The sequence below is a fragment of the Actinobacillus vicugnae genome, assembly GCF_901687125.1.
Taxonomy (GTDB): Bacteria; Pseudomonadota; Gammaproteobacteria; order Enterobacterales; family Pasteurellaceae; genus Actinobacillus; species Actinobacillus vicugnae.
This window is the reverse complement of the sequence record NZ_CABFJY010000048.1, coordinates 69,449-93,710: the sequence shown is the minus strand read 5'-3', so window position 1 is coordinate 93,710 and position 24,262 is coordinate 69,449. Positions and strand designations below refer to the sequence as shown.

Genomic DNA, 24,262 nt, shown 5'->3' with positions numbered 1-24,262 from the left:
GTAAATGCATAAATTATTTTAACTTATAGCCTCAGCTTCATTCAAACGCAATAATCATTCCCGCAGCTACAGTATGATAGGTTGCGTCATCAATCAAAATAAATGAGCCTGTTGCAGGATTTTGTGCGTAAGTTGTCGCAGTAATTGGTTTTTGTAAGCTAATTTGTAACTCGCCAATATCATTTAATTTCAAGCTATCCGCTTCAGATGAATTGCTCAACGTTTTTACATCTAACACGTGATCAATTGCTACAACTTTTGCAAATACCGTTTGGGTGGTGTGTTTAAGTAGATACTTGCGTGCTGGATTAAGCGCTCGTTGGTCAAACCAACACACTGTTGCGGTTAAACGCTTGGTCGCAACTACGGGCGAATGTTCAGCGACAAAAGTATCGCCACGAGAAATATCAATATCATCCGCTAAACGAATAGTCACTTGCTCGCCTGCACTTGCGTGTTGTACGATACCATTTGGACTAATAATTTCTGAAACTTTAGCAGTATAGCCGTTTGGCTCAAGTCGAATTGTATCGCCTACAGCCACCGAACCCGCTTCAATTCTGCCTTGGTAGCCACGAAAATCGTCCGCTTTGTCCTGATCTAATCGGCTCACTAACTGAACAGGAAAATGAAAATCGCTCGTTTGTTCTGATAAATTTTCATTGCTCGGTAAGTTTTCTAAAATGCTGAGTAATGGCTCACCGTCGTACCATGGCGTACGCTCACTTTTATGCACAACATTATCGCCCTGCAAGGCTGAAACGGGGACAAATTGCACCTGCTCAATGCCAAGTTGTGTTGCCAATTTACGGTAAGCGGTCGTAATTGCTTCAAATTTTGCAATATCAAAACCAAGCAAATCCATTTTGTTTACCGCCACCAAAATATACGGGGTATTTAGGTGTTTCAGAATTGCTGAATGGCGTTTAGTTTGTGGTAATAATTCCAATTCTGGCTGGCTAAAATCTAATTGTGAAGCATCGATCAATACTACCGCTGCATTTGCAGTTGAAGCACCTGTTACCATATTGCGAGTGTATTGTTCATGCCCTGGCGTGTCGGCAATAATAAATTTGCGTTTAGCAGTAGAGAAATAGCGGTAGGCAACGTCAATCGTAATACCCTGTTCACGTTCCGCTTCTAAACCATCTGTCAGAATTGAGAAATCAATCACTTCCCCCGCATTTTTTGATTTATTAAGGCTTAGCAGCTGATCACTTAACAACACCTTACTATCGTAAAGTAAGCGCCCAATTAACGTACTTTTGCCATCGTCCACACTACCTGCTGTAATAAAACGAAGTGGTGCATATTGGTTTAAATTGCTCATAATTTATTATCCTTTTATTCCTAGCACGGCAAAGCCGTACAAGGTTACATATTGAGCCCTCCACTGGGGCAAATTGGGTTCCCTTTCTTTGGCAGCGCAAAGCGAATAAAGTAACAATATCTAGAAATACCCTTGCTTTTTACGCTGTTCCATCGCCGCTTCGCTGGCCCGGTCATCCATACGAGTAGCAGAACGCTCGGAAATCTCCGCAACGGCAGTTTCTTTAATAATATCGGCTGGAGCTGCAGCGATACTTGCCACTGGGCAAGTACAGCTAATATCACCAACGGTTCGGAATCGCACAGAAACCACTTTGCTTTGCTCGTTTGCTTGTTTGGGCGTCAAAGGCGTAACGGGTACTAACAAGCCATTGCGTTCTACTACTTCACGTTGATGAGCATAATAAATTGGCGGTAATTCCAATTTTTCACGTTCGATATATTGCCAAATATCGAGCTCTGTCCAGTTTGAAATCGGAAATACACGCATATTTTCGCCTTTATGCAATTTAGCGTTATATAACGACCATAATTCAGGGCGCTGTGCTTTCGGATCCCACTGACCAAATTCATCACGGAATGAGAAGATTCGCTCTTTAGCACGTGCTTTTTCTTCATCACGTCTTGCCCCCCCCATTAGTGCATCAAAACCGTGCGCTTCGATTGTTTCCAATAAAGTAACCGCTTGTGCGGCATTGCGAGAATCGGTTTCTTTGCGTAATACCACTGTACCTTTGGCTATTGAATCTTCAACGTGACCAACGACCAATTTTGCATTCAGTTTTTTCACTTGTTCATCACGGAATTGAATCACTTCAGGATAGTTATGCCCTGTGTCGATATGCACCAAAGGGAAGGGCAATACAAGCGCTCGCCCTTCAAGTTGGAATGCTTTGCGTGCCAATGCTAATAACACCACGGAATCTTTGCCGCCAGAAAACAGTAATGCGGGGTTGCTACATTCCGCAACCACTTCACGAATAATGTAAATGGACTCCGCCTCAAGCCAATCTAAATGCCCGTTTTCGATATTATTTTGTGTTGTCATATTGATGCTTCCTTTGTAGGGTGCGTTTTAACGCACCAAATGATTATCTATGGGGCGTTCAAACACACCCTACGAATTATTTATGTAACCCACATTCTTTGCTGTCTTTGTTTTCCCACCACCAACGACCTGCTCGAATATCTTCTCCCGCTTTCACTGGGCGAGTACAAGGCTCACAGCCGATACTTGGAAAACCTTGTTTATACAATTCGTTATATGGAATTTGATGTTTTAAGATATACGCCCAAACCTCTAACTCCGACCAATCAAAAATCGGGTTATATTTATCAATGCCACGTCCGCTATCTGGCTCATGAAATGCAAGTTCGCTACGAGTCACCGACTGTTCTCGGCGTTGCCCTGTAAGCCACGCATCAGCCCCTTGTAACGCTCGATTAAGCGGTTCAATTTTGCGGATAAAACAACATTCACGGCGTAACTCCACGCTTTCATAAAAGACGAATTTGCCTTTTTGGCGATCGTATTCCGCTGCTTTTTCGGGATCAGGATAGTAAAGTTGAAAATGTAGATTGGGGTAATTCGCTTTAACGTTATCCACCAGCGCCAATGTTTCAGGGTTCAGACGCCCTGTTTCTAGGGTAAATACCGCAATATTGGCTTGGCTCTTAGCAATCGCATCGGTGATGACCATATCTTCTACCGCCAAACTGCTGGCGAATTTTGCATGGTGATGCTGTTGGCTAATATGCTGAATACGCTCATATAAAGCGGTCTCTTTTTCGGAAAGATTTACAAAGTCCGCTTCTGAAGGGGTTGGAATCTCCCATAAGGCTGGTCTAACAAAGCTCATATCACTCCCACAAATTTATTAATTCAACGAGCAACTTGCTCAAGTAAGGATAGTTATAAGCGGAAATCGTTATGCTGAAAAATAATAAGGAAATATAGATTAGAGTCTTTTGGAATAAAAAACCAAAAATCTTGTGCCAGATGATAAAAATCAAAATACCTTAAGTTTTTTATAGCGTTTTGGAATATAGCGCAATTTTTTATTCTGTTTTGCCGAATGCTTCAGCACACAACAAAATCAAGAAAGTTGCGCACTATTTGCTTTTTTACTATAAAAATGACCGCTTGTTTCACAGAGTAAGCGGTCATTTTCTCCTCAAATTTTGCAATTAAGCCGCTTTTTTCAACAGGCTTTCTGGCTTCCAAAGTGTTTCTTGGGTTGAGACAAATTGCACCGCTTCTTTGCCAAACCATGCAAGATCTTTTTGCAATTTCACGACTTCACCAATCACAATCAGTGCTGGCGTTGGCGCATTTTCTGCAAGGCTGGCAAGCTCACTTAATATGCCAGTCTGAACTTGTTGGGTGGGTAAGGTACCGTTACTAATAATCGCAACTGGCGTCTCTGCTGGCTTACCATATTTTTGTAGCTCAATAGCTAGTTCGGCAGCTTTAATCATGCCCATATAAACCACTAGCGTTTGATTGCCTTGAGCGAGGGTTTCCCACTTGAGTTTATTGCCATCTGGTTTGAGATGCCCTGTAATAAACATCGCAGTTTGTGCATGATCTCGGTGAGTTAGCGGAATCCCTGCATAAGCGGTTGCACCAAGTGCGGCGGTAATACCTGGCACGACACTAAATGGAATATTTTCACTTTTTAAAATTTCCAATTCTTCGCCACCACGTCCAAACACAAACGGATCCCCACCTTTTAAGCGCACGACTCGTTTGCCTTGTTTAGCATATTTCACTAATAACTGATTGGTATCTTCTTGCTTTACGCTGTGTTTACCTGCACGCTTGCCGACAAACACTTTATCCGCATCGCGACGAATTAATTCTAAAATAGCATCTGAAACCAACGCATCGTATAGCACAACATCTGCTTGCTGAATACTTTGCAAGCCTTTGAGCGTTAATAAACCTGCATCACCAGGCCCTGCGCCAACTAAAGCGACTTCACCTAATACAGGGTTATCTCGCTGTAATTCAACATTCAATAGCGCTTCCGCTTGCACAGTTTGATGATTTTCCGTTAAACGCTGAAACGCTTGATGAGTAAATAATTTTTCCCAGAAGCGACGGCGTTGAGTTAATTGCGGGAATTTTGCTTTTACTGCATGACGCCAGCGAGTGGCAATCTCTGCCATTTCTCCTAAATTTTGCGGGATAAGCGCTTCTAATTTTTCACGTAATAAACGAATCAATACAGGCGCTGCACCGCCGCTTGAAATCGCAATTTGTACGGGTGAGCGATCGATAATCGAAGGGAAAATATAACTACAACGAGGTTGATCATCCACCACATTCACCAAACGCTGTTGACTTTCCGCCGTTTCAAATACAAGTTGATTCAACGCATTATCGTCTGTAGCAGCAATCACCAAATAGGCATGCTTCACTTGCTCAGCGTCAAACTGCTTAGCCAGCCATTCTACTTGTTCGGCTTCCACCAATCGTTGCAATGATTTATGTAAAGCCGTTGCCACTACTTTCACGTTTGCACCAGCTTTTAACAGCGCATCTATTTTGCGCACTGCGACGTGTCCACCTCCAACTACCAGTACTGGACGATTTTTTAAATCTACAAAGATTGGTAAGTAATTCATCTTTTCCCCACTTACTCAAAACGAGCCATTTATCATGCGCTAAGTTATAAGAGAAATTTATTATTCTGAAAAATAATAACAGGATATAGATTAGAGTCTTTTGGAATAACACCGATATTTAAAAGCATTACTCAATACTACTTTGATTTACTCCAAACATTTTTGATGTTGCCACTCATTTTTATTCCATAACGCTATATAAGGGAAGTTTCAGTTCTTTGCTAAAGCAGATTAAGCGGTTAGATTTTTAGTCAAGATGAGGATTTCATATGATGATTGTAAAAAAATTCTGTTTTTTAACCGCTTGTTTACTGCTTTCAGCACCAACTTTTGCAGTTGAGTTGTTAAACGTTTCTTATGATCCCACCCGTGAGTTATACAAAGAATATAACCGCTTATTTGCCAATCATTGGCAACAGCAAACAGGTGAACAAATTACGATAAAAACCTCACATGGTGGCTCAGGTAAACAAGCGCGCGCCGTAATTGATGGCTTACAAGCCGATGTGGTAACCCTTGCATTAGCAGGGGACATTGATGCACTAAACAAACAGCAAAATTTAATTGAACCAAACTGGCAACAACGCTTAGCTGAACGTAGCTTGCCGTATCGATCCACCATTGTATTTCTAGTACGCAAAGGCAATCCAAAACAGATCCATGATTGGCAAGATCTTGTGCGAGATCCCAATATTGAAGTGATCACGCCCAATCCGAAAACTTCGGGTGGCGCACGTTGGAATTTTCTAGCTGCTTGGGCGTATGCGCTCGATCAGTTTGGCAATGAACAACAAGCACTGGCATTTGTGACACAGTTGTATAAACAAGTGCCTGTGTTAGACACAGGGGCAAGAGGGGCAACAATGAGCTTTCTTCAGCGTGGATTGGGCGATGTATTGCTTGCTTGGGAAAATGAAGCACATTTAGCGCTACAAGAAGAAGGCGGTAGCGAATTTGAAATTATCACCCCGAAAGTTTCGATTCTAGCTGAGCCACCTGTGGCTTGGGTTGATAGTGTGGTCGATAAAAAAGGCACTCGTAAACAAGCGGAAGCTTATCTGCACTATTTGTATAGTATGCCCGCTCAGCGCCTGATTGCTAAGCATTATTACCGCCCTGCAAGCGGTCAGATTTTAGCAGAATTTTGCCAACAATTTCCTAATTTGAAATTGCTAAACATGCACGATATTTTTGGTGGAGGGTGGCAATTAATTCAACCGAAATTCTTTGATGATGGCGCCATATTCGATCAAATTTTAGAAAAGATTTATCAATAACAGCTGTTTTGATAAGGAAATACAATGAACCAAACCCGAATTATTCCAGGTTTTAATCTTTCACTTGGTTATACTCTAACATTTCTTAGCCTTGTGGTGCTGATTCCACTGGCTGGATTATTTATTTTCTCAGCACAAATTTCTGTGGAGCAATTTATAAAGCTAATGACCAGTCGCCAATTATTGCTTGCACTTAGGCTTTCTCTTCAAAGTGCTTTCAGTGCCGCCCTGATTAATAGTTTTATTGGCTTACTGCTTGCTTGGGTTTTGGTGCGCTACCAGTTTTGGGGCAAACGCTTTATGGATACGTTTATTGATATGCCATTTGCACTTCCTACGGCAGTGGCAGGAATTGCACTAACTGCAATTTATTCTCGTAATGGCATTATCGGGCAATTTTTTGAAACGAAAATTGCGTATAGTTCGCTGGGTATTACGTTGGCACTCTTGTTTGTAACACTGCCCTTTGTGGTACGAACACTACAACCTGTACTCGAAGATTTACCGAGCGATGTGGAAGAAGCGGCAGAAATTTTAGGTGCAAACGCATTTCAAACCTTCCGCTATGTGATTTTCCCTGCCATTTTGCCCGCTTGGATTACAGGTTTTACCCTCGCTTTCGCACGTGGCATTGGTGAATACGGCTCGGTAGTGTTTATCTCTGGGAATTTGCCATTTCGTACTGAAATTCTACCGCTTGTGATTATGTCGAAGCTTGACCAATACGATTACATTGGCGCTGCCACTATTGGCACTTTGATGCTACTCATTTCATTTGTACTGATTTTTACAATTAACATTATCCAGCGCTACTTTGCAAAACGCACAGGCTAACAGGCAATTCATGTTAAAGGATAACAAAATGCAATTTTTACCCCAAAAACGACCGCTTGTTGAAACACTCTTAATTGCTTTGGCAGTGGCGTTATTCTCCATTTTTTTATTGCTGCCGTTATTAGTGGTGATCTCACAAGGTTTGGCAAAAGGCGTAAATTTTTTCCTTGCAGCAATTAGCGAAGAAGAGACTATTTCAGCGCTCAAATTAACCCTATTAGCGGCGGCAATCGCTGTGCCGCTTAACGTTATTTTCGGCATTGCTGCTGCTTGGGCAGTCACCAAATATCAATTTAGAGGCAAGCAATTTTTACTAACTCTGATCGATCTACCTTTTTCAATTTCACCTGTAGTAGCAGGGCTTATTTACGTGCTGTTGTTTGGCGCGCAAAGTTGGCTCTATCCACATTTACAAGCGGTTGATTTTCAAATTATTTATGCAATTCCAGGCGTGGTTTTAGCCACTTTATTTGTCTCTGTGCCTTTTGTAGCACGGGAACTAATTCCGTTAATGGAAGCACAAGGCACCACCGAAGAAGAAGCGGCAAGCGTACTTGGCGCCAATGGCTGGCAGATTTTTTATCACATCACCTTACCCAATATTAAATGGGCATTATTGCATGGCGTAGTACTTTGTACTGCCCGTGCGTTAGGCGAGTTTGGGGCTGTTTCGGTGGTATCGGGGCATATTCGAGGTTTAACCAATACCTTACCACTCCAAATCGAAATTTTATATAACGAATACAACATTGTGGCAGCCTTTTCCGTTGCGATTTTATTGCTCGGTTTATCTTTAATTTTATTATTTATTCGCCAATGGACAGAGGCGAAATTAGCACGATAGTGGGGAAATTATGGCGATTAGCGTAAAACAAATTAATAAGCAGTTTGAACACTTCCAAGCGTTAAACAATATTGATTTTAGTATTCAAAATGGCGAGCTAACTGCCTTACTCGGGCCGTCTGGCTGTGGCAAAACCACGTTGTTACGCATTATTGCGGGGCTTGAAAGTGCAACAAGCGGTCAAATTTTGTTTGACCATTGCGATGTCACTAATCTTTCCGCCAAAGCACGAGATATCGGTTTTGTGTTTCAACATTACGCACTTTTTCGCCATATGAGCATTACTGATAACATTGCGTTCGGCTTACGTATGAAACCTAAACACGAGCGTTTATCTGAAGCCGAAATTCAAGCGAAAGTCAAAAATTTGCTAGCACTGATTCAGCTTGAACACCTTGCAAAGCGCTATCCCGATCAGCTTTCGGGTGGACAACGTCAACGTGTTGCCTTAGCAAGAGCAGTTGCTACCGAGCCCAAAGTACTATTGCTAGATGAGCCATTTGGTGCTTTAGATGCTAAAGTGCGTAAAGATTTGCGCCGCTGGCTGCGTGATTTTCATCATGAAATCAATTTAACCAGCATTTTTGTGACCCATGACCAAGATGAGGCGTTGGAAGTAGCCGATAAAATTATTTTGATGAATAAAGGGCAAATTGAGCAAATTGGTACGCCAGAACAGGTGTATAAACAGCCTCGTACCGCATTTGTTGCGAATTTTTTAGGCGATGTAAATATTTTGCATGGTTATATTTTGGCGGGTACTTTGCATATTGATAACTTTAAAAAGCCAATTGCAAATTGCTATACTGCTGATGATGTAGTGGTTTATGTGCGCCCACATGAAATTGCGATCAGCAAAATGCCAGTAGACAATGCGTTAAAAGGTACTGTCGCACGTGTGCACACCGCAGGCCCAACAGTATTTTTAGAAGTGCTACATAAAAATCATGATCCAATTGAAATATCCGTCAGCTACGCTCAATTTGAGTATGAACGTTTTAGCGTAGGCGACGACGTTTATTTCCACCCGCTATTGCTTAACTTCTTTGTTCAAAATGAATTAATTGAGTTTATGATTTAACTAATATAAATGCTAAACGCTAATTACAGGACTGATTTCAGTATGGCACTGAACGCAGTCCTTTTAGTTTTATTGCTAGTCGAATTTTTATAAAAGTAAATTAATCATTTGAGTGTATTTTAGTTTTTCTATATAATATACATTAATTTACATGACAGTGTGTTATGTATGATAAGTACTTTTTGTAAAGGAGAAAGATCATGTTTAAAAAAGTAGCGTTGGCAAGTTTGGTGTTATTGGTATCTGCTTGTAGCGGTTCTAGCGGAAATAGCGCAACATCTACCAAACCACAAAAGGAGAATGTAACATCACCAAAGAACATTCAATCTCAAAGTAATACCAATACTCAGCCTAAAAATGAGGTAAAAACCCAGCCTCAAAATAATCCCAAAACTCAACCTAAAAATGAGGTAAAAAACCAGCCTCAAAATAATCCCAAAACTCAACCTAAAAATGATCAATCAGAGATTGATTGGGATGCTTTAGAAAAAGCTAAAAAAGAAAAAGGGGTTTCTGACAATAATTACGGTCTAAGAACACCGACCACTGAACAAAAAGATGGAAAAAACACTCAAAGCTCAATTTACAACCAACCTTATTCGTTAGTCATTGTCACAAAAACTCAAACAGATTCTACCCATTTTAGTGATTCTGTTGAGGTAAAAGGCTTAAAAACAGAGAAACTCCCTAGTGAAGGAAAAGCAACCTATGTAGGTGAAGCCTTTGATTCTTTCGGTAAGAATCCTCAACTCAGTGGCAAATTGAGCTACGATGTAGATTTTGCTAAACAGGAAGGCTCTGGCAAGGTAGAAAGAGATAATGGTCGCTCAATTGACTTAGAGCAAGGAAAGATAACGCAGAATCAAATTTCTTCTACTGCAAAAATAGAAAATTCTGAGACAGGTACTTACAACTTTAGCTTCTTCGGACCAAATGCAGAAGAAATTGCAGGAAAAATTGAGATGAAGCCTACATCTCAAGAAAAAGGTTATAGCTTAGGTGTCGCTGGGACACGATATGATATTGAAAAATAGCCCTTTTGAATACTAATTCTAATGCCGTTTAAACACTAAACGGCATTTCTTTTTTATTATGAAAAAAACATTACTCTTATTACCTATTTTTAGTTCCACGGCTTTTGCTGAAAATGTGATTGAACACAACACCGATCCAATCGTGTTTGAGCCACAACAGCAAGCGGTTAAATTTGAGCAAAATTTTGCAAAAAAAGCGCAAAAGATAACCGCTTACCAAACGCAGATAAGTGGCAAAAGTATTGAACAGCAGATTAATCAAGCCATTGTAAGCCAAAATTGGCAGCAGTTAGATATTTTGCTAAATGATTATGCTAAGCAGCCTAATCAAGATCCGCTTTTGCTCGATTACGGTTTAGCTGCCTTAGCTTATGGACAGAAAGATCATCAATTAGCTATTTTCCATTATCGCTCTTTGTTAGCGAAACAACCCGATTTGCTTTATCCACACTTTGATTTAGCATTAGTTTTGGCTGAAAACCAACAATATCGTGATGCAGAGCAAGCCTTTAACAAGATTGCCTCTAAGTTACCTGCGGATTTGAAAAACATTGCAGAACGAACTAAAGCACAAATCGCAGAGCAGGAAAATTGGCAGCACGATGTGTATCTGCAATACACCCAAACCGATAATGTGAATAATGCTGCAACTTCCCCAACAGTCAATGTGAATGGGCGAATTTTCCATAAAAATAAAGAGAGCCTGCCACAATCTGCCAAAGGATTGCGTTATGGTCTTGGACTAAGTAAAAAGTGGAATATTGTAGGCAATCATTTTGTTGGGATCGCGTTGAACTATAACGGAGTTTATTATTGGGATAATCACGATTACAGTGAACAATCGCTGTCTGTCTCGCCACAATATAGTTATCGCCAGGCGAATTACCGTGTTAGCTTTTCGCCTTTTATTGAGCAAAATTGGCTTAGTAGCTCACGCTATAACTATCAATTTGGCACAAAATTAAACGGCTTACGTATCTTAAATGATAGATGGCTACTTTCTGGAGGTATTAGCCATTCGCAAAAACGTTATTTTGAGCCGTTACTTGCTCATCGCTACAATGGCTATAAAAACCAACTTGAGGGGAGTTTGCAGTGGCAAGCGGTCAAAAACTGGCGATTTTTTGCAAATGCTCAAGCCAGCCGTGAAATAACACGCGAGAAGGCACAAAGCTCAAATAAATGGTTAGTAAGAATTGGAGCGATTTATCAAACGAATAGCTGGGCGGTGCAAGCTAATGTTGCATTTGGGAAACGTTATTTTGCAGATAACCACTATCTATTTGGCTATAAGCGACAAGATAAGGAATATCAAGGAAACTTGGCGATTTGGAATCGAGCGTGGCATTATAAAGGCATTGTGCCGAAGCTGAATTTCCGTTACCAAAAAATCGATAGTAATATTGCCGATTTTTACTCTCGCCGTAATCAAGAAGTGTTTATGACATTGGAAAAACTGTTTTAATAAATAAGCCCCTCTCAAAAATAAGCGAACCCTACCGTTAAGGGTTGAGTTGATACTACGCTACCCAAACTTTAGTGTTCATCCGAAAAGCTGAAAATGTTTTAAAACCAATAAAAAAGCCACACCTTCTCAGTTGGAAAGATGATCCAACTTTTAAGGTGTGGCTCATGAAATAAGCTTCCTTGAATATCAATTAACCTTGTGAAGAAATACGTTTCATATCTGTCATATAGCCACGTAATTCTTGACCGATTAACTCAATTGGGTGATTACGAATTGCATCGTTTACTTCACGTAATAATACGTTGTCGATTTCTACTACTGGTGTTGGTTCACCTAAATCACCTTTTTGTAAGTTCGGGATAATTTTCTCTGCAAGAATTGGAGTTGCTACGTGTGAGAATAAGTAGTTACCGTATTCTGCTGTATCTGAAATTACTACGTTCATTTCGTATAAACGTTTACGTGCAATGGTATTTGCGATTAATGGTAATTCGTGTAATGACTCATAGTATGCTGATTCTTCATAAATACCACTTGCCACCATTGTGTCGAATGCCAGTTCTACACCCGCTTTCACCATTGCCACCATAACTACACCGTTATCGAAATATTCTTGTTCAGAAATTTTGATTCCGTCTGCTTTTGGTGCATTTTCAAATGCGGTTTTACCTGTTGCTTCACGCCATTTTAATAAGTTTGCATCACCATTTGCCCAGTCTGCCATCATTGTTGATGAGAATTCGCCACTGATGATATCGTCCATATGTTTTTCAAATAAGAACGCTAATTCTTCTTTAATTTGTTCTGAAAGCTCGAATGCACGAAGTTTTGCACTGTTAGATAAGCGATCCATCATTAATGTGATACCGCCCTGTTTCAACGCTTCAGTAATAGTTTCCCAACCGTATTGGATTAATTTACCTGCGTAAGCTGGATCTTTACCTTCTGCCACTAATTTGTCGTAGCATACGATAGACCCTGCTTGTAACATACCGCAAAGGATAGTTTGTTCGCCCATTAAGTCAGATTTCACTTCCGCTACGAATGAAGATTCTAATACCCCTGCACGGTCGCCACCTGTTGCAGATGCCCATGCTTTAGCAATTGCTAAACCTTCGCCTTTCGGGTCATTTTCTGGGTGAACTGCAATTAAGGTAGGCACACCGAAACCACGTTTATATTCTTCACGCACTTCTGTGCCAGGGCATTTTGGTGCGGTCATTACGACGGTTAAATCTTTACGGATTTGCTCACCTTCTTCAACAATGTTGAAACCATGTGAATAACCAAACGCAGCACCTTGTTTCATTAACGGCATTACGTCTGCCACTACTTTTGAGTGTTGTTTGTCTGGGGTTAAGTTAATAACAAGGTCTGCCGTTGGGATTAATTCTTGGTATGTGCCAACTTTAAAACCGTTTTCAGATGCACGAGTAAATGACGCACGTTTTTCTGCAATGGCTTCTGCACGTAATGCATAGCTTACGTCTAAGCCTGAATCACGCATATTTAAACCTTGGTTTAAACCTTGCGCACCACAGCCTACAATAACCACTTTTTTACCTTTTAAGAAATTGCAACCATCTGCAAATTCTTCACGATCCATAAAGCGACAACGACCTAATTGGTCTAATTTTTGACGTAAGTTTAATGTATTGAAATAGTTAGCCATTTTGTGCTTCCTTATTTTGTATGATGTTGGTGTGTATATATGATGTTGTGTTTACACATTGTTATTTTGTATGCAACCGATTATATGTGTTTTTTACATTGCGTAAATTGATATTATTGCGATTTAAAATTGCAAAATATGCAATTACAATTGCGAAATTTTAGCAAAAAATGACCGCTTGCAATGTCTCGTATAAAGTAGAAAATAGCATGGCTAAAAAATAGGAAAAATAGATGAAAATAAATAAGATAACTTTACAGCAATGTCCTGAGTGTGAAACGATTGTGGAAGTGCCTGTTGATTTGCCGTTCCAGACTTCAGTTTGCCCCAATTGCCACGACGTATTGCGCCCTGCAAATAGCTGGAATTTACGCCGTTGTGCGATCATAGCTCTCGCTATTTTAATTTTATTGCCATTTGCGCTGACTTTTCCGCTAATGAGCATTGATTTACTTGGTATGCCCGTGCACGCCACCGTCTGGGGTGGCGTATGGAAAATGGCAACCGAGGGCTACCCTTATACTGCATTTATGGTGTTGCTTTGCTCTGTCGTATTCCCAATTTCATTTGCAACATTGGTATTATTAATTCAGATCCAGAAATGGATTGGGCATCGCCCTCGCTATACCCTTATACTGTTATCCAAAATTCAAGAATGGGTAATGTTAGATGTGTATCTGGTTGCATTAGCCGTTGCCGCATTTAAAATTCGTGATTATGCGGATCTTAGCTTTAGCATTCATTTGAGTGCGTTTGTGATCGTTACGGTATTAACCACTTTATTATTTATCAAAATCGATCCAAAAGCAGCTTGGACATATTTTTACCCCGAATATCATTTACTACCGAAGGGCTATCCAACTCATCCGTCGCTTTGCCCTACTTGCGAATATACCTTTGATGAAAAAATTGTCGATTTAAAAGGTCGCCAACGTTGCCCGCGCTGCGAAAGCAATTTAGCGATTTCCGATAATGTAAAACTCCAACGCGTATGGGCTTGTTTAATTGCAGGTGTGGTTATGATGATTCCCGCCAATACCTTACCCATTTCTGCAACAGGTTTAGCAGGTTCGGTTTCAGCGGATACGCTTTTTTCAGGGGTATTAACGTTTATTGGAATGGGCAGTTATAGTGTTGCCGCTATTGTTTTTATTGCAAGTATTGCAGTGCCATTTAGCAAAGTGGCAATTATTTTATATTTGTTACTCGCTATTCATTATCAGTGGAAACATCCAATTCACTGGCAAATGAAAGCGCTACATTACGTCCATTTTGTTGGTCGCTGGTCGATGCTGGATTTATTTGTATTAGCACTAATGATGTCATTATTAGAACGAGGACAAATTCTCAGTTTTTCCGTGGGTGATGCGGCATTTTTCTTTGGTGCGGCGGTATTTCTGACGATGATCGCCTCAAGTAATTTAGACGCTCGAATGTTGTGGCGTATTCACTATTCTCACAAGTCACAAGCGTAAAAATTAGCGGTTAAATTTTTATTGAAACTGGCAAAATTTAACCGCTTGTTTGTTTAGATAAGCCCAAAATGTTGGAAAGCTTTTGCTAAACCGTCTTGATCGACATCATCCGTAATATAATCTGCCATGGCTTTGATTTCTTCGCCACCATTTCCCATTGCAACGCCAACTTGGCAAAATTCTAGCATTGGGATATCAATCTTAGCATCACCGAAAGCAAAAGTGTCTGCTTGTTGCATATTCAAATATTTAAGCAAGACTTCAATGGCATAAGCCTTAGAAATATCTTTTACTCCCAAGTCACCAAATAAGGCGACCTCCCCTACTCCGCCCCACGTTCCTGCTTTTAATTCAGGAAATGCCTGTTTGGAATCTAAGTGATCTTGGTAACTTTCCAAAATAAAGCTAATTTTGTTTAAATCATTACGATATAGCTCGCCGTCAAACACAATACCGTGCATCAACTCCCGCACACCTTTATTGGCAATGCCTTTGCGAGCGGTATAAATTTCTAATACAGGCTCTACTCGTTGCTCAAAGTTAGCGCTAGCAAATAAGCCATTATTGCTTTCTAAATAAAATTCTAATTTGCGTGCGATAAGCCAGTCGACGACTCTGTGCGCCACCTCTTCAGGAATCAGCTGATGTAACACAACTTGATTGTGATGTTCTACATAACTACCATTTCCACCAATCATGCCATCTAAACCAATATCCCATAATTCAGGCGACACTTCCGCACGACTACGCCCAGTACAAATATACACTTTATGCCCATTTTGGCGTGCTTGCTGAATCGCATTAATCGCTGATTGCGGTACTTGGTTTTGATAATTCACCAACGTCCCATCCACATCTAAAAAAATTAATTTACTAACATCTTTCGCCATAACCTACCCCTTGCTAAAAGCAACAAAAAAGCCTAAGCAGAACAAATACTTATGTATCGTTCTGCTTAGGCTTGCCGAATTAACGTAACACCCTAAGTATTTTACAGTTGCAAATTTATACAGAAATTTAACCGCTTGCAAAGGGCTATCGTCAAAACTGTGAAGGCAATCAAAAAATAAACCATTTCCTTATTCATAGTTTTTAATCTATTATTGTCTCGTTCTCATTCATTCCGAATGAAATATAACAAGTTTGTTTATTTTAAGGATTCCTCATGAAAAAATTGCTTTTAGCCAGCTTACTGGCAAGTTCTACTGCATTTGCAAACCCACTACCAAACCAAAACACCACCATACATACTTATCAATTTGACCAGAGCTATGACTTAGTTGTGCCACAAGGCTCAAAAGGTGTAACCAATTTATGGGTGCCGTTGCCATTTAGCAATGACTATCAAGAGGTTAAATCCATTGAGTTTGAAGGCAACTACAATAAAGCTTATATCACCGAAAATAATCAATATGGCGCCAAAACCCTCTTTGCCAATTGGGATGAAAAGGCACAAAAACGTTTATTAAAAGTGAAATTAGTAGTGCAGACTAAAGATCGTGAACCAATGGCAACAGGTGCGCTCGCTAATTACCAAGTGCCAGAAAACATCATTTATTCAGTAGATGTGCAAGAATATCTTAAACCGACAACACATATCAAAACTGACGGCATTGTGAAGCAATTTGCCGATAAAATTGTGGGAAATGAAACAAACCCGCTTAAAAAAGCAGCGTTAATCCATCAATGGATTGTTGAAAATATGGAGCGTGATAACTCGGTGTTAGGCTGTGGCGATGGCGATGTGGAGAAAATGCTCACCACTGGCGTACTCAAAGGCAAATGTACCGATATTAACTCGGTATTTGTGGCGTTAGCGCGTGCCTCTAATATTCCCGCACGAGAAGTGTTTGGGATTCGCTTAGGTGCAGCACCAAAAATGTCAAAATATTCACAAACCGCCTTCGGTAGCGCCAAAGATGGCATAGCGAACGAAAATACAGGACAACATTGCCGTGCCGAATTTTATTTAGCTGGTTTTGGCTGGGTGCCTGTGGATTCTGCTGATGTAGCGAAAATGCGTTTAGCCGAGAAAAAAGCGGTCAACGATCCTGATACACAAGCGGTCGCCAAATATTTATTTGGCAACTGGGAAGCAAACTGGATGGGCTTTAACCACGCACGTGATTTTGACTTATATCCACAACCTGAATTAACGCCAATCAATAATTTTGGCTATCCGTATGCCGAAGTTGGGGACGATCCGCTTAATTCATTTGACGCAAAAGAGTTTGGCTATGAGCTTATCTCAACAGAACTCAAATAAGCGCTTTTTCGCGTCACTCACCGCTGCACTTGTGGCGGCAGTGAGCTCAACCTTATGCTGCATTGCCCCACTAGTTTATCTGATTTTCGGTGTTTCTTCGCCGTGGCTAATCAGCTTAAGCGAATATGAATATTTGCAATTACCGTTGCTGTTTATCTCGCTAGGGTCGTTCGGTTACGGTTTTTGGTTACTGATGTTTTCTAAGAAAATTATCTGTACCAAATATTGCTCGCGCCGTACCCTGATAATTTTATATTGGATTACTTTTGCGATTATTCTGTTTTTCCTCAGCTATCCTTTTGTTTTACCTTGGGTGTTAGAATGAAAAAATTACTGTTTACTTTGCTTTTTTCTGTGGGAATTTCACCGCTTGTCTATGCTGAAAACGTAGCGAGCAATAATGCTACTGTTGAGCAACAAGCACAAAAAGAAGTGAATTTTTATATTAAAGAAATGACCTGCCAACTTTGTGTTTATTTGGTGAATAAAGAATTACGTGCGCTTGACGGCGTGCTTTCCACCAAAGCCAATATGAAAGAGCGCACCGTAAAAATTCATGCGACAGAAAGCAGCTCGCTAGAACAGATGATCAAAGCGATCGAAAAACTCGGTTATAGCGCTAAGCAAATTTAAATTTACGCATATCTTTTGTACAGTTCATGGTGCGCTTTCCCGTACCAGCCAAACAACTCCCCTATGCTTTCAGTTTCATTTATAAATGAAACTGAAAGCAATTATCGAAAAAGTTTCAAGTATAATTGAAACTTTTTCAATCTATACAACTGGCAGATAACGATAAAGCCATGTCACTCTTTTTAAAATAGGGTTTATCGCTTACTGGCAATATCGTGTTTAGAAAGAGAATTTGGTAGCGATCCTAAAATTGGAATTACAATTCCAACTTACATACAAGTCATAAAAATTGGAACTACACTTCCAATTCAAAGATACTGACTCTATAAAAGTCATTTCTGGTGTTCGTCATTCAGGAAAATCCGTATTGCTAATGCAATATCGGGATTATTTACAGAGCCAAGGCGTATCAGCAGAAAGCATTATTTATCTTAATTTTGAGAGTTTTGAGTATCAACGGGTGAAAAATCCCGATGATTTTCAAGTGCTTATTACGCAAAAAAATATCGACCTGCAATCATGTTTGGTTGATCTGGTATATGTGGAATACGAAAAATACGGCGGTTTTCCAAGTGTCGTGCTGGCTGATGAAATGCTGAAAGACACGATTTTATCAGGTATTTTTGATTCTATCGTGCTAAATGATATTGCTCATCGAGCAAGCGTTCGATATACACATATTCTTAAAAACGTGATTTTGTTTTTAGCCGATAATGTAGGACAGTTGGTGAACCCAAACAAAATTAGTAACACACTCACTTCCGAGCGGGTGCCAACCTCTAATCATACGATCAATAAGTATTTGGAATTATTGGAAAATGCGTTTCTGTTTTACAAAGCAAAACAATACGATATTCGTGGCAAGGGCTATCTAAAAACCAACGCAAAATACTTTATCGCCCGTAAAACAGATGAAATTTTATATGTTCAAGTCGCTTACGATATGCCTAACAACACACACGAGACCGATAATTTGCTACATATTCGCGATAATTACCGCAAAATATTGATTACAGGCAGATACCAACCTGAAAAAGAAATTGACGGCGTACCTGTAGTATATGTAGTAGATTGGCTAATAAATGAATAATGGTTATTACCAATTAATCTTTTATAAGCGGTGTAAAAAATGATATTTTTGCACCACTTTACTTTTTTATTTATCACACTCGGATTTATTTATATGCAACTCTCTATTTTAAATCTCGTCCCTGTGCGTGAAGGGCAAAATTATGCACAGGCGATGCAGTCAATGATTAAACTGGCGCAATTAGCGGAAGAATTAGATCTCGCTCGTTATTGGATTGCAGAGCATCACAATATGAAAAATCTAGCCAGCTCTGCAACGGCGTTGCTGATTCAGCACACTTTAGCCAATACGCAGAAAATTGCGGTTGGTTCTGGCGGAGTGATGTTGCCAAACCATAGTCCCTATATCGTTGCGGAACAATACGGCACGCTTGCGACGCTTTATCCAAACCGTATTCAACTTGGCTTAGGCAGAGCGCCTGGTACAGATATGCGTACCGCAAATGCGTTGCGTCGTGGGGCAAAACATCTTGAGTTTCCCGATGAAATAGCGGAATTACGTGGCTATTTTGAGAATACCAATCTGGTTTCTGCTTACCCTGCAGCGGGATTAGATGTGCCATTCTATATTCTAGGTTCTAGCACAGAAAGTGCTTATCTTGCGGCTGAACTTGGTTTGCCTTATGCATTTGCGGCACATTTTGCACCTCGCATGATGGTAGAGGCGGTCGAAATTTATCGTCGTTATTTCAAGCCTTCTGCTCACTTGGCAAAACCTTATGTCATTATGGGCGTAAATGCGATTGTGGCGGATACCGATAGCGAAGCGCAGCAATTAGCGACCACACAAACTCAATTTTTTATTAACGTAGTCACCAACGCTCAGCAAAATTTACAGCCTCCGATGGCAAGTAATACCGAAGTGTGGCAAAACTTCAGCCGTAGAGAAAATGAATTGCATTTTGGCCCCGTTGATTTAAATGAAATTCCGATTTATCAACAAGAAAAAGCTGTAGTAGCACAAATGACCGCTTGCACTTTAGTCGGTGCGCCAGAAACAGTAAAAGCGCAGTTGACACAGCTTGCTGATCGTGTAGCCATTGATGAAATTATGGCGGTAAGTTATATCTACGATGAGCAAAAACAAGCAAAATCTTACCGCTTGTTAAAAGAAATTGTAGATAAGTTCGCCTAATTCTCATACTTTTATCAACGATAGATTGCCCTTTATAAATACAAGCGGTCAGATTTGGCGGAAATTTTGCAAAAAAGTTTGCCAATCTAACCGATTATCTTTTTTCTAGTAGAAAAAAATGGCTATTTATGTTAAAAATTGGGGCAATTTTTTCTCTCTTTCCCATTCACATTTAAGGAACACAACAATGTCTTTACAAGCAATTATTGAAGCAGCATTCGAACGTCGTGCTGAAATCACACCAAAAACGGTTGATGCTGAAACTCGTGCAGCAATCGAACAAGTTATCGAAGGTTTAGATAGCGGTAAATATCGTGTCGCAGAAAAAATTGACGGTGAGTGGGTTACTCATCAATGGTTAAAGAAAGCGGTATTACTTTCATTCCGTATCAATGACAACCAAATCATTGATGGTGCAGAAACAAAATACTACGACAAAGTAGCGTTAAAATTTGCAGATTACACTGAAGAACGCTTTGCACAAGAAGGTTTCCGTGTAGTGCCTTCAGCGACAGTGCGTAAAGGCGCATATATTTCTAAAAACTGTGTGTTAATGCCATCTTATGTGAACATCGGTGCATACGTAGGCGAAGGCACAATGGTGGACACTTGGGCAACCGTAGGTTCATGTGCACAAATCGGTAAAAACGTTCACTTATCTGGTGGAGTGGGCATCGGTGGTGTATTAGAGCCATTACAAGCAAACCCAACAATCATCGGCGATAACTGCTTTATCGGCGCACGCTCAGAAGTGGTTGAAGGTGTAATCGTTGAAGACGGCTGTGTAATTTCAATGGGCGTATTTATCGGCCAATCAACTCGTATTTATGACCGCGAAACAGGCGAAATTCACTACGGTCGTGTACCAGCAGGTTCTGTAGTTGTTTCAGGTAGCCTTCCATCAAAATGTGGTAAATACAGCTTATATTGCGCAGTGATCGTGAAAAAAGTTGATGCTAAAACTTTAGGTAAAGTGGGTATCAACGAACTACTTCGTACTATCGAAGAGTAATTTGAAACTGATGGCGCAAGCTCCTCGCTTGTGCCTTTTTTTATTTTGCAAAAAATTCGCAAAATTTGACCGCTTGTAGAGTTAAATATGAACAAAATCCTGCTCCTTAATGGCCCAAATCTCAATATGTTAGGCAAGCGTGAACCGCATATTTACGGCTCACAAACCCTTGCAGATATTGAAACGCACCTTCAAAACGAAGCACAAAAACAGGGCTACCAATTAGACTATTTCCAAGCGAATGGCGAAGAACCTTTGATCAATCGCATTCATCAGGCATTTAAAAATACTGACTTTATTATTATTAACCCAGGCGCATTTACCCATACTAGCGTAGCTATTCGAGATGCGTTATTGGCCATCGCCATTCCATTTGTGGAAGTGCATCTGTCTAACGTACACGCACGTGAACCTTTCCGCCATCACTCTTATCTAAGCGATGTAGCAAAAGGCGTAATCTGTGGTTTAGGTGCAAAAGGTTATGATTACGCTCTCGATTTTGCAATTTCGCAATTAAAAAAATTAAATCAAGGAGATTAACTAATGGCGAATCCAGTGAAATATGAATCGCTGATTGTCGTTTGTAACGGTTTAGAGCGTTTGTTTGGAAATGTGGTAAAGGTATTAAGTTATCCGTTTCATGCTCTGTTCCCAAAGCTTCGTTTTACGATTCCAGAATATAGCCCTGCAAAAATTAAATCGAACCAAAAAACCAAAATTACCAAAACTATCTGGCAAACGAATTATTCAAATAAAGTCACATTACCTGTGTATGCCAATTATCTGTTTAACCGCTTGATGTCGCTTAGTTACGACTATCGTTATGTGAGCACTGAAGAGCGTGAAATTTACATTAAAGCCAATGCGGACGAGCGAATCTTTAATGCCTATAGCAAACTCACCGACGGCGCAGCACAGGCAGACTTTTGGCGTGTATTTACTTTGCTTCAAGAAGGCGGAATTTACATTGATATCGACGGGCATTTGGTGTTTCCAATCTCGCAAATCATCAATGAAAACGATCAAGAAGTGATGATTAAACGGCGTGACAAATATACCAATTTCTTCCTTGCTTGCGAGAAAGGACACCCGATCTTAAAAGAAACTCTTGAGATTATTGTAAGTAACATTGAAAATCGTCGTATTGAAGGTGGTGTATTTGTGATGACAGGTCCTGATACACTTAATACGGCAATTGGCGATAAACGGGTAAATACTCGCCGTGATAAAGTCACTTGTGCACAAGGTACTTTCACTAACGAGTATTTCCAATATATTGATAAACCTCGCAGCAAATGGAACTATAAAAAGAATGAAGATTTATTAAAATAACTTCATTCAAGCCACTGCTACGATCAGTTATAAAATTGCGTGAATTTCGCCAAAATTGCAAGATTTCATTCGCAAAATAGGCGAAATTCAGGTAACCTACGCAAGTTTTTCACTCTGCACAACGATGTGCAGAGTTTCTCTTTTTAATTGACTATAAAACGGAATCTCACTATGGATATTCGCAAAATCAAAAAACTTATCGAATTAGTTGAAGAATCAGGCATCACTGAGTTAGAGGTGTCAGAAGAAGAAGGTACAGTACGTATCAGCCGTGCACAACCTGCAGCCTCAGCAGCAGTACAATATGTTGCAGCACCTCAAGCAGCAGCGGCATCAGTAGCAGCACCTGTTGCACAAGCGGCGCCAGCAGTAGCTGCACCAGCTGCTTCAGCAGAAGTAAGCGGTCATGCAGTACTTTCACCAATGGTAGGTACTTTCTACCGTAGCCCAAGCCCTGATGCAAAACCATTCGTTGAAGTAGGTCAAACAGTTAATATTGGTGATGCATTATGTATCGTTGAAGCAATGAAAATGATGAATCGTATCGAATCAGATAAAGCTGGCGTAGTAAGAGCAATTTTAGTAAACGACGGCGAAGCGGTTGAATTCGACCAAAAACTTATCATCATCGAATAATTTATTCATCTCGGAAATAACGGAATACACGGAATTTTATCTGCCAATCAAGCGGTCTGTTTTCTCGCAAATTTTGCGAAAAAATCAGCCAATTCGACCGCTTCTAACCAGTTCCGCGTGTTCCGTTCTCTTCCTTGGCAAAAGGGGAAACGCCAATGTTAGAAAAAGTTGTCATTGCAAACCGTGGTGAAATTGCATTACGTATTTTACGTGCTTGTAAAGAACTCGGTATCAAAACGGTTGCAGTTCACTCAACTGCAGACCGTGAATTAAAACACGTGCTTTTAGCAGATGAAACGATTTGTATCGGTCCTGCGCCTTCAGTAAAAAGTTACTTAAACATTCCAATGATCATTGCCGCGGCAGAAGTAACAAACGCAGATGCAATCCACCCAGGTTACGGCTTCTTATCAGAAAACGCAGATTTTGCGGAACAAGTAGAAAACTCAGGCTTTACTTTTATCGGCCCAACAGCTGATGTCATTCGCTTAATGGGTGATAAAGTTTCAGCAATCAATGCGATGAAAAAAGCAGGTGTGCCTTGTGTACCAGGTTCAGATGGCCCTGTGGGTAATGATCCTGTTAAAAACAAAGAAATTGCAAAACGTATCGGTTACCCTGTTATTATTAAAGCATCAGGTGGCGGTGGTGGTCGTGGTATGCGCGTAGTTTACAACGAGAAAGATCTCGAAGAATCTATCGCAATGACCAAAGCAGAAGCGAAAGCAGCATTTAATAACGATATGGTGTATATGGAAAAATATTTAGAAAATCCACGCCATATTGAAATCCAAGTCTTAGCAGATACACACGGCAATGCCGTGTATTTAGCAGAGCGTGACTGCTCAATGCAACGTCGTCATCAAAAAGTGGTAGAAGAAGCCCCTGCACCAGGTATTACCTCTGAATTGCGTAAATTTATCGGTGAACGTTGTGCAAATGCGTGTCGTGAAATCGGCTATCGTGGTGCAGGTACATTTGAATTCTTATTTGAAAACGGCGAGTTCTATTTCATCGAAATGAATACCCGTTTACAAGTAGAACACCCAGTAACAGAAATGATTACAGGCGTGGACTTAGTAAAAGAGCAATTACGTGTAGCTGCAGGGCTTCCAATCTCAATCAAGCAAGAAGACATTAAGATTAAAGGCCATGCGATGGAGTGCCGTATTAATGCCGAAGATCCAAATACATTCTTGCCTTCACCAGGTAAAATTACACGTTTACACGTGCCAGGTGGCTTAGGCGTGCGTTGGGATTCTCACATTTATACAGGCTACACTGTACCGCCACATTACGATTCAATGATCGGTAAATTAATCACCTTTGCAGAAAATCGTGATATTGCGATCCGCCGTATGCAAAATGCGTTATCTGAAACGATTGTGGAAGGTATTAAAACCAATATTCCATTACACAATCTTATTATGGAAGACGAACACTTCCGTGAAGGTGGAACCAATATTCACTACCTAGAGAAAAAATTAGGTCTTAAATAAGTAATAAGCGGTAAGA

Annotated in this window: 23 protein-coding genes; 17 read left to right on the top strand and 6 right to left on the bottom strand. The window is 40.3% G+C overall.

The genetic code is table 11. The annotated features are described in order from the left end of the window. Positions 1–37: 37 nt before the first annotated feature. The 4 genes from F8M47_RS11040 to cysG all read right to left on the bottom strand — a co-directional run bounded on the left by F8M47_RS11040 (position 38) and on the right by cysG (position 4,959). Positions 38–1,330 (bottom strand): sulfate adenylyltransferase subunit 1, encoded by a 1,293-nt coding sequence (locus tag F8M47_RS11040; RefSeq protein ID WP_150540128.1) that lies wholly within the window; start codon positions 1,328–1,330, stop codon positions 38–40. 120 nt (positions 1,331–1,450) lie between these two features. Further along, positions 1,451–2,377 (bottom strand): sulfate adenylyltransferase subunit CysD, encoded by a 927-nt coding sequence (cysD, locus tag F8M47_RS11035; RefSeq protein WP_150540127.1) that lies wholly within the window; start codon positions 2,375–2,377, stop codon positions 1,451–1,453. Between the two features lie 76 nt (positions 2,378–2,453). After that, complete coding sequence (locus F8M47_RS11030) at positions 2,454–3,188, bottom strand: phosphoadenylyl-sulfate reductase (protein WP_150540126.1); 735 nt, start codon at positions 3,186–3,188, stop codon at positions 2,454–2,456. Positions 3,189–3,516: 328 nt separating this feature from the next. Continuing rightward, positions 3,517–4,959 (bottom strand): siroheme synthase CysG, encoded by a 1,443-nt coding sequence (gene cysG / locus F8M47_RS11025; protein WP_150540125.1) that lies wholly within the window; start codon positions 4,957–4,959, stop codon positions 3,517–3,519. Positions 4,960–5,231: 272 nt separating this feature from the next. On the opposite strand from cysG, the gene F8M47_RS11020 reads away from it, so the two are divergent. From F8M47_RS11020 to F8M47_RS10995, 6 genes are all read left to right on the top strand, one after another. After that, the gene (locus F8M47_RS11020; RefSeq protein ID WP_150540151.1) at positions 5,232–6,236 is read left to right on the top strand and encodes a sulfate ABC transporter substrate-binding protein; all 1,005 of its coding nucleotides are present in this window, start codon (positions 5,232–5,234) and stop codon (positions 6,234–6,236) included. Between the two features lie 24 nt (positions 6,237–6,260). Next, positions 6,261–7,070 carry a sulfate ABC transporter permease subunit CysT gene (cysT, locus tag F8M47_RS11015; RefSeq protein WP_150540124.1) on the top strand — a complete coding sequence of 270 codons (810 nt, stop codon included), beginning with the start codon at positions 6,261–6,263 and terminating at the stop codon, positions 7,068–7,070. 28 nt (positions 7,071–7,098) lie between these two features. Further along, positions 7,099–7,914, top strand: coding sequence for a sulfate ABC transporter permease subunit CysW (gene cysW, locus F8M47_RS11010; RefSeq protein ID WP_150540123.1), 816 nt, complete (start codon positions 7,099–7,101; stop codon positions 7,912–7,914). Positions 7,915–7,924: 10 nt separating this feature from the next. Beyond that, positions 7,925–8,995: a sulfate/molybdate ABC transporter ATP-binding protein gene (locus F8M47_RS11005; protein WP_150540122.1), complete on the top strand. Its 1,071-nt coding sequence runs from the start codon at positions 7,925–7,927 to the stop codon at positions 8,993–8,995. 200 nt (positions 8,996–9,195) lie between these two features. Next, positions 9,196–10,029 (top strand): Slam-dependent surface lipoprotein, encoded by an 834-nt coding sequence (locus F8M47_RS11000; RefSeq protein ID WP_150540121.1) that lies wholly within the window; start codon positions 9,196–9,198, stop codon positions 10,027–10,029. A gap of 58 nt (positions 10,030–10,087) precedes the next feature. Next, positions 10,088–11,494 (top strand): surface lipoprotein assembly modifier, encoded by a 1,407-nt coding sequence (locus F8M47_RS10995; protein ID WP_150540120.1) that lies wholly within the window; start codon positions 10,088–10,090, stop codon positions 11,492–11,494. A gap of 193 nt (positions 11,495–11,687) precedes the next feature. Here the strand turns inward: F8M47_RS10995 and ilvC are convergent, their stop codons facing one another. Next, on the bottom strand, positions 11,688–13,169 hold the full coding sequence (ilvC, locus tag F8M47_RS10990) for a ketol-acid reductoisomerase (RefSeq protein ID WP_150540119.1): 1,482 nt from the start codon (positions 13,167–13,169) through the stop codon (positions 11,688–11,690). Positions 13,170–13,402: 233 nt separating this feature from the next. Between ilvC and F8M47_RS10985 the strand changes: the two genes are divergently transcribed. Beyond that, positions 13,403–14,644 carry a paraquat-inducible protein A gene (locus F8M47_RS10985; protein WP_150540118.1) on the top strand — a complete coding sequence of 414 codons (1,242 nt, stop codon included), beginning with the start codon at positions 13,403–13,405 and terminating at the stop codon, positions 14,642–14,644. Between the two features lie 53 nt (positions 14,645–14,697). On the opposite strand, the gene F8M47_RS10980 is transcribed toward F8M47_RS10985, so the two are convergent. Beyond that, complete coding sequence (locus F8M47_RS10980) at positions 14,698–15,534, bottom strand: Cof-type HAD-IIB family hydrolase (protein ID WP_150540117.1); 837 nt, start codon at positions 15,532–15,534, stop codon at positions 14,698–14,700. Between the two features lie 275 nt (positions 15,535–15,809). Here F8M47_RS10980 and F8M47_RS10975 point away from each other — a divergent pair, with 275 nt between their 5' ends. The 10 genes from F8M47_RS10975 (at position 15,810) to accC (ending at position 24,246) form a co-directional block, all read left to right on the top strand. Continuing rightward, positions 15,810–16,910 (top strand): transglutaminase-like domain-containing protein, encoded by a 1,101-nt coding sequence (locus tag F8M47_RS10975; RefSeq protein WP_150540116.1) that lies wholly within the window; start codon positions 15,810–15,812, stop codon positions 16,908–16,910. Continuing rightward, a complete protein-coding gene (locus F8M47_RS10970; protein ID WP_150540115.1) occupies positions 16,882–17,235 on the top strand; it encodes a mercuric transporter MerT family protein in 354 nt (117 codons plus the stop codon). The genes F8M47_RS10975 and F8M47_RS10970 overlap by 29 nt, the downstream gene beginning before the upstream one ends. Continuing rightward, entirely contained in the window at positions 17,232–17,543 is a 312-nt protein-coding gene (locus F8M47_RS10965; RefSeq protein WP_150540114.1) for a heavy-metal-associated domain-containing protein, read from the top strand. The genes F8M47_RS10970 and F8M47_RS10965 overlap by 4 nt, the downstream gene beginning before the upstream one ends. Positions 17,544–17,832: 289 nt before the next feature. Further along, positions 17,833–18,633: a DUF4143 domain-containing protein gene (locus F8M47_RS10960; RefSeq protein WP_150540113.1), complete on the top strand. Its 801-nt coding sequence runs from the start codon at positions 17,833–17,835 to the stop codon at positions 18,631–18,633. Between the two features lie 93 nt (positions 18,634–18,726). Further along, complete coding sequence (locus F8M47_RS10955; protein WP_150540112.1) at positions 18,727–19,767, top strand: LLM class flavin-dependent oxidoreductase; 1,041 nt, start codon at positions 18,727–18,729, stop codon at positions 19,765–19,767. A 187-nt stretch (positions 19,768–19,954) separates the two neighbouring features. Continuing rightward, a complete protein-coding gene (dapD, locus tag F8M47_RS10950) occupies positions 19,955–20,779 on the top strand; it encodes a 2,3,4,5-tetrahydropyridine-2,6-dicarboxylate N-succinyltransferase (protein WP_005609322.1) in 825 nt (274 codons plus the stop codon). An 87-nt stretch (positions 20,780–20,866) separates the two neighbouring features. After that, positions 20,867–21,319 (top strand): type II 3-dehydroquinate dehydratase, encoded by a 453-nt coding sequence (gene aroQ, locus F8M47_RS10945; RefSeq protein ID WP_150540111.1) that lies wholly within the window; start codon positions 20,867–20,869, stop codon positions 21,317–21,319. Between the two features lie 3 nt (positions 21,320–21,322). After that, the gene (locus F8M47_RS10940) at positions 21,323–22,111 is read left to right on the top strand and encodes a glycosyltransferase family 32 protein (RefSeq protein WP_150540110.1); all 789 of its coding nucleotides are present in this window, start codon (positions 21,323–21,325) and stop codon (positions 22,109–22,111) included. Between the two features lie 171 nt (positions 22,112–22,282). Then, positions 22,283–22,747: an acetyl-CoA carboxylase biotin carboxyl carrier protein gene (gene accB, locus F8M47_RS10935; RefSeq protein WP_150540109.1), complete on the top strand. Its 465-nt coding sequence runs from the start codon at positions 22,283–22,285 to the stop codon at positions 22,745–22,747. A 155-nt stretch (positions 22,748–22,902) separates the two neighbouring features. After that, the gene (gene accC, locus F8M47_RS10930) at positions 22,903–24,246 is read left to right on the top strand and encodes an acetyl-CoA carboxylase biotin carboxylase subunit (protein ID WP_150540108.1); all 1,344 of its coding nucleotides are present in this window, start codon (positions 22,903–22,905) and stop codon (positions 24,244–24,246) included. The last annotated feature ends 16 nt before the right edge of the window (positions 24,247–24,262 follow it).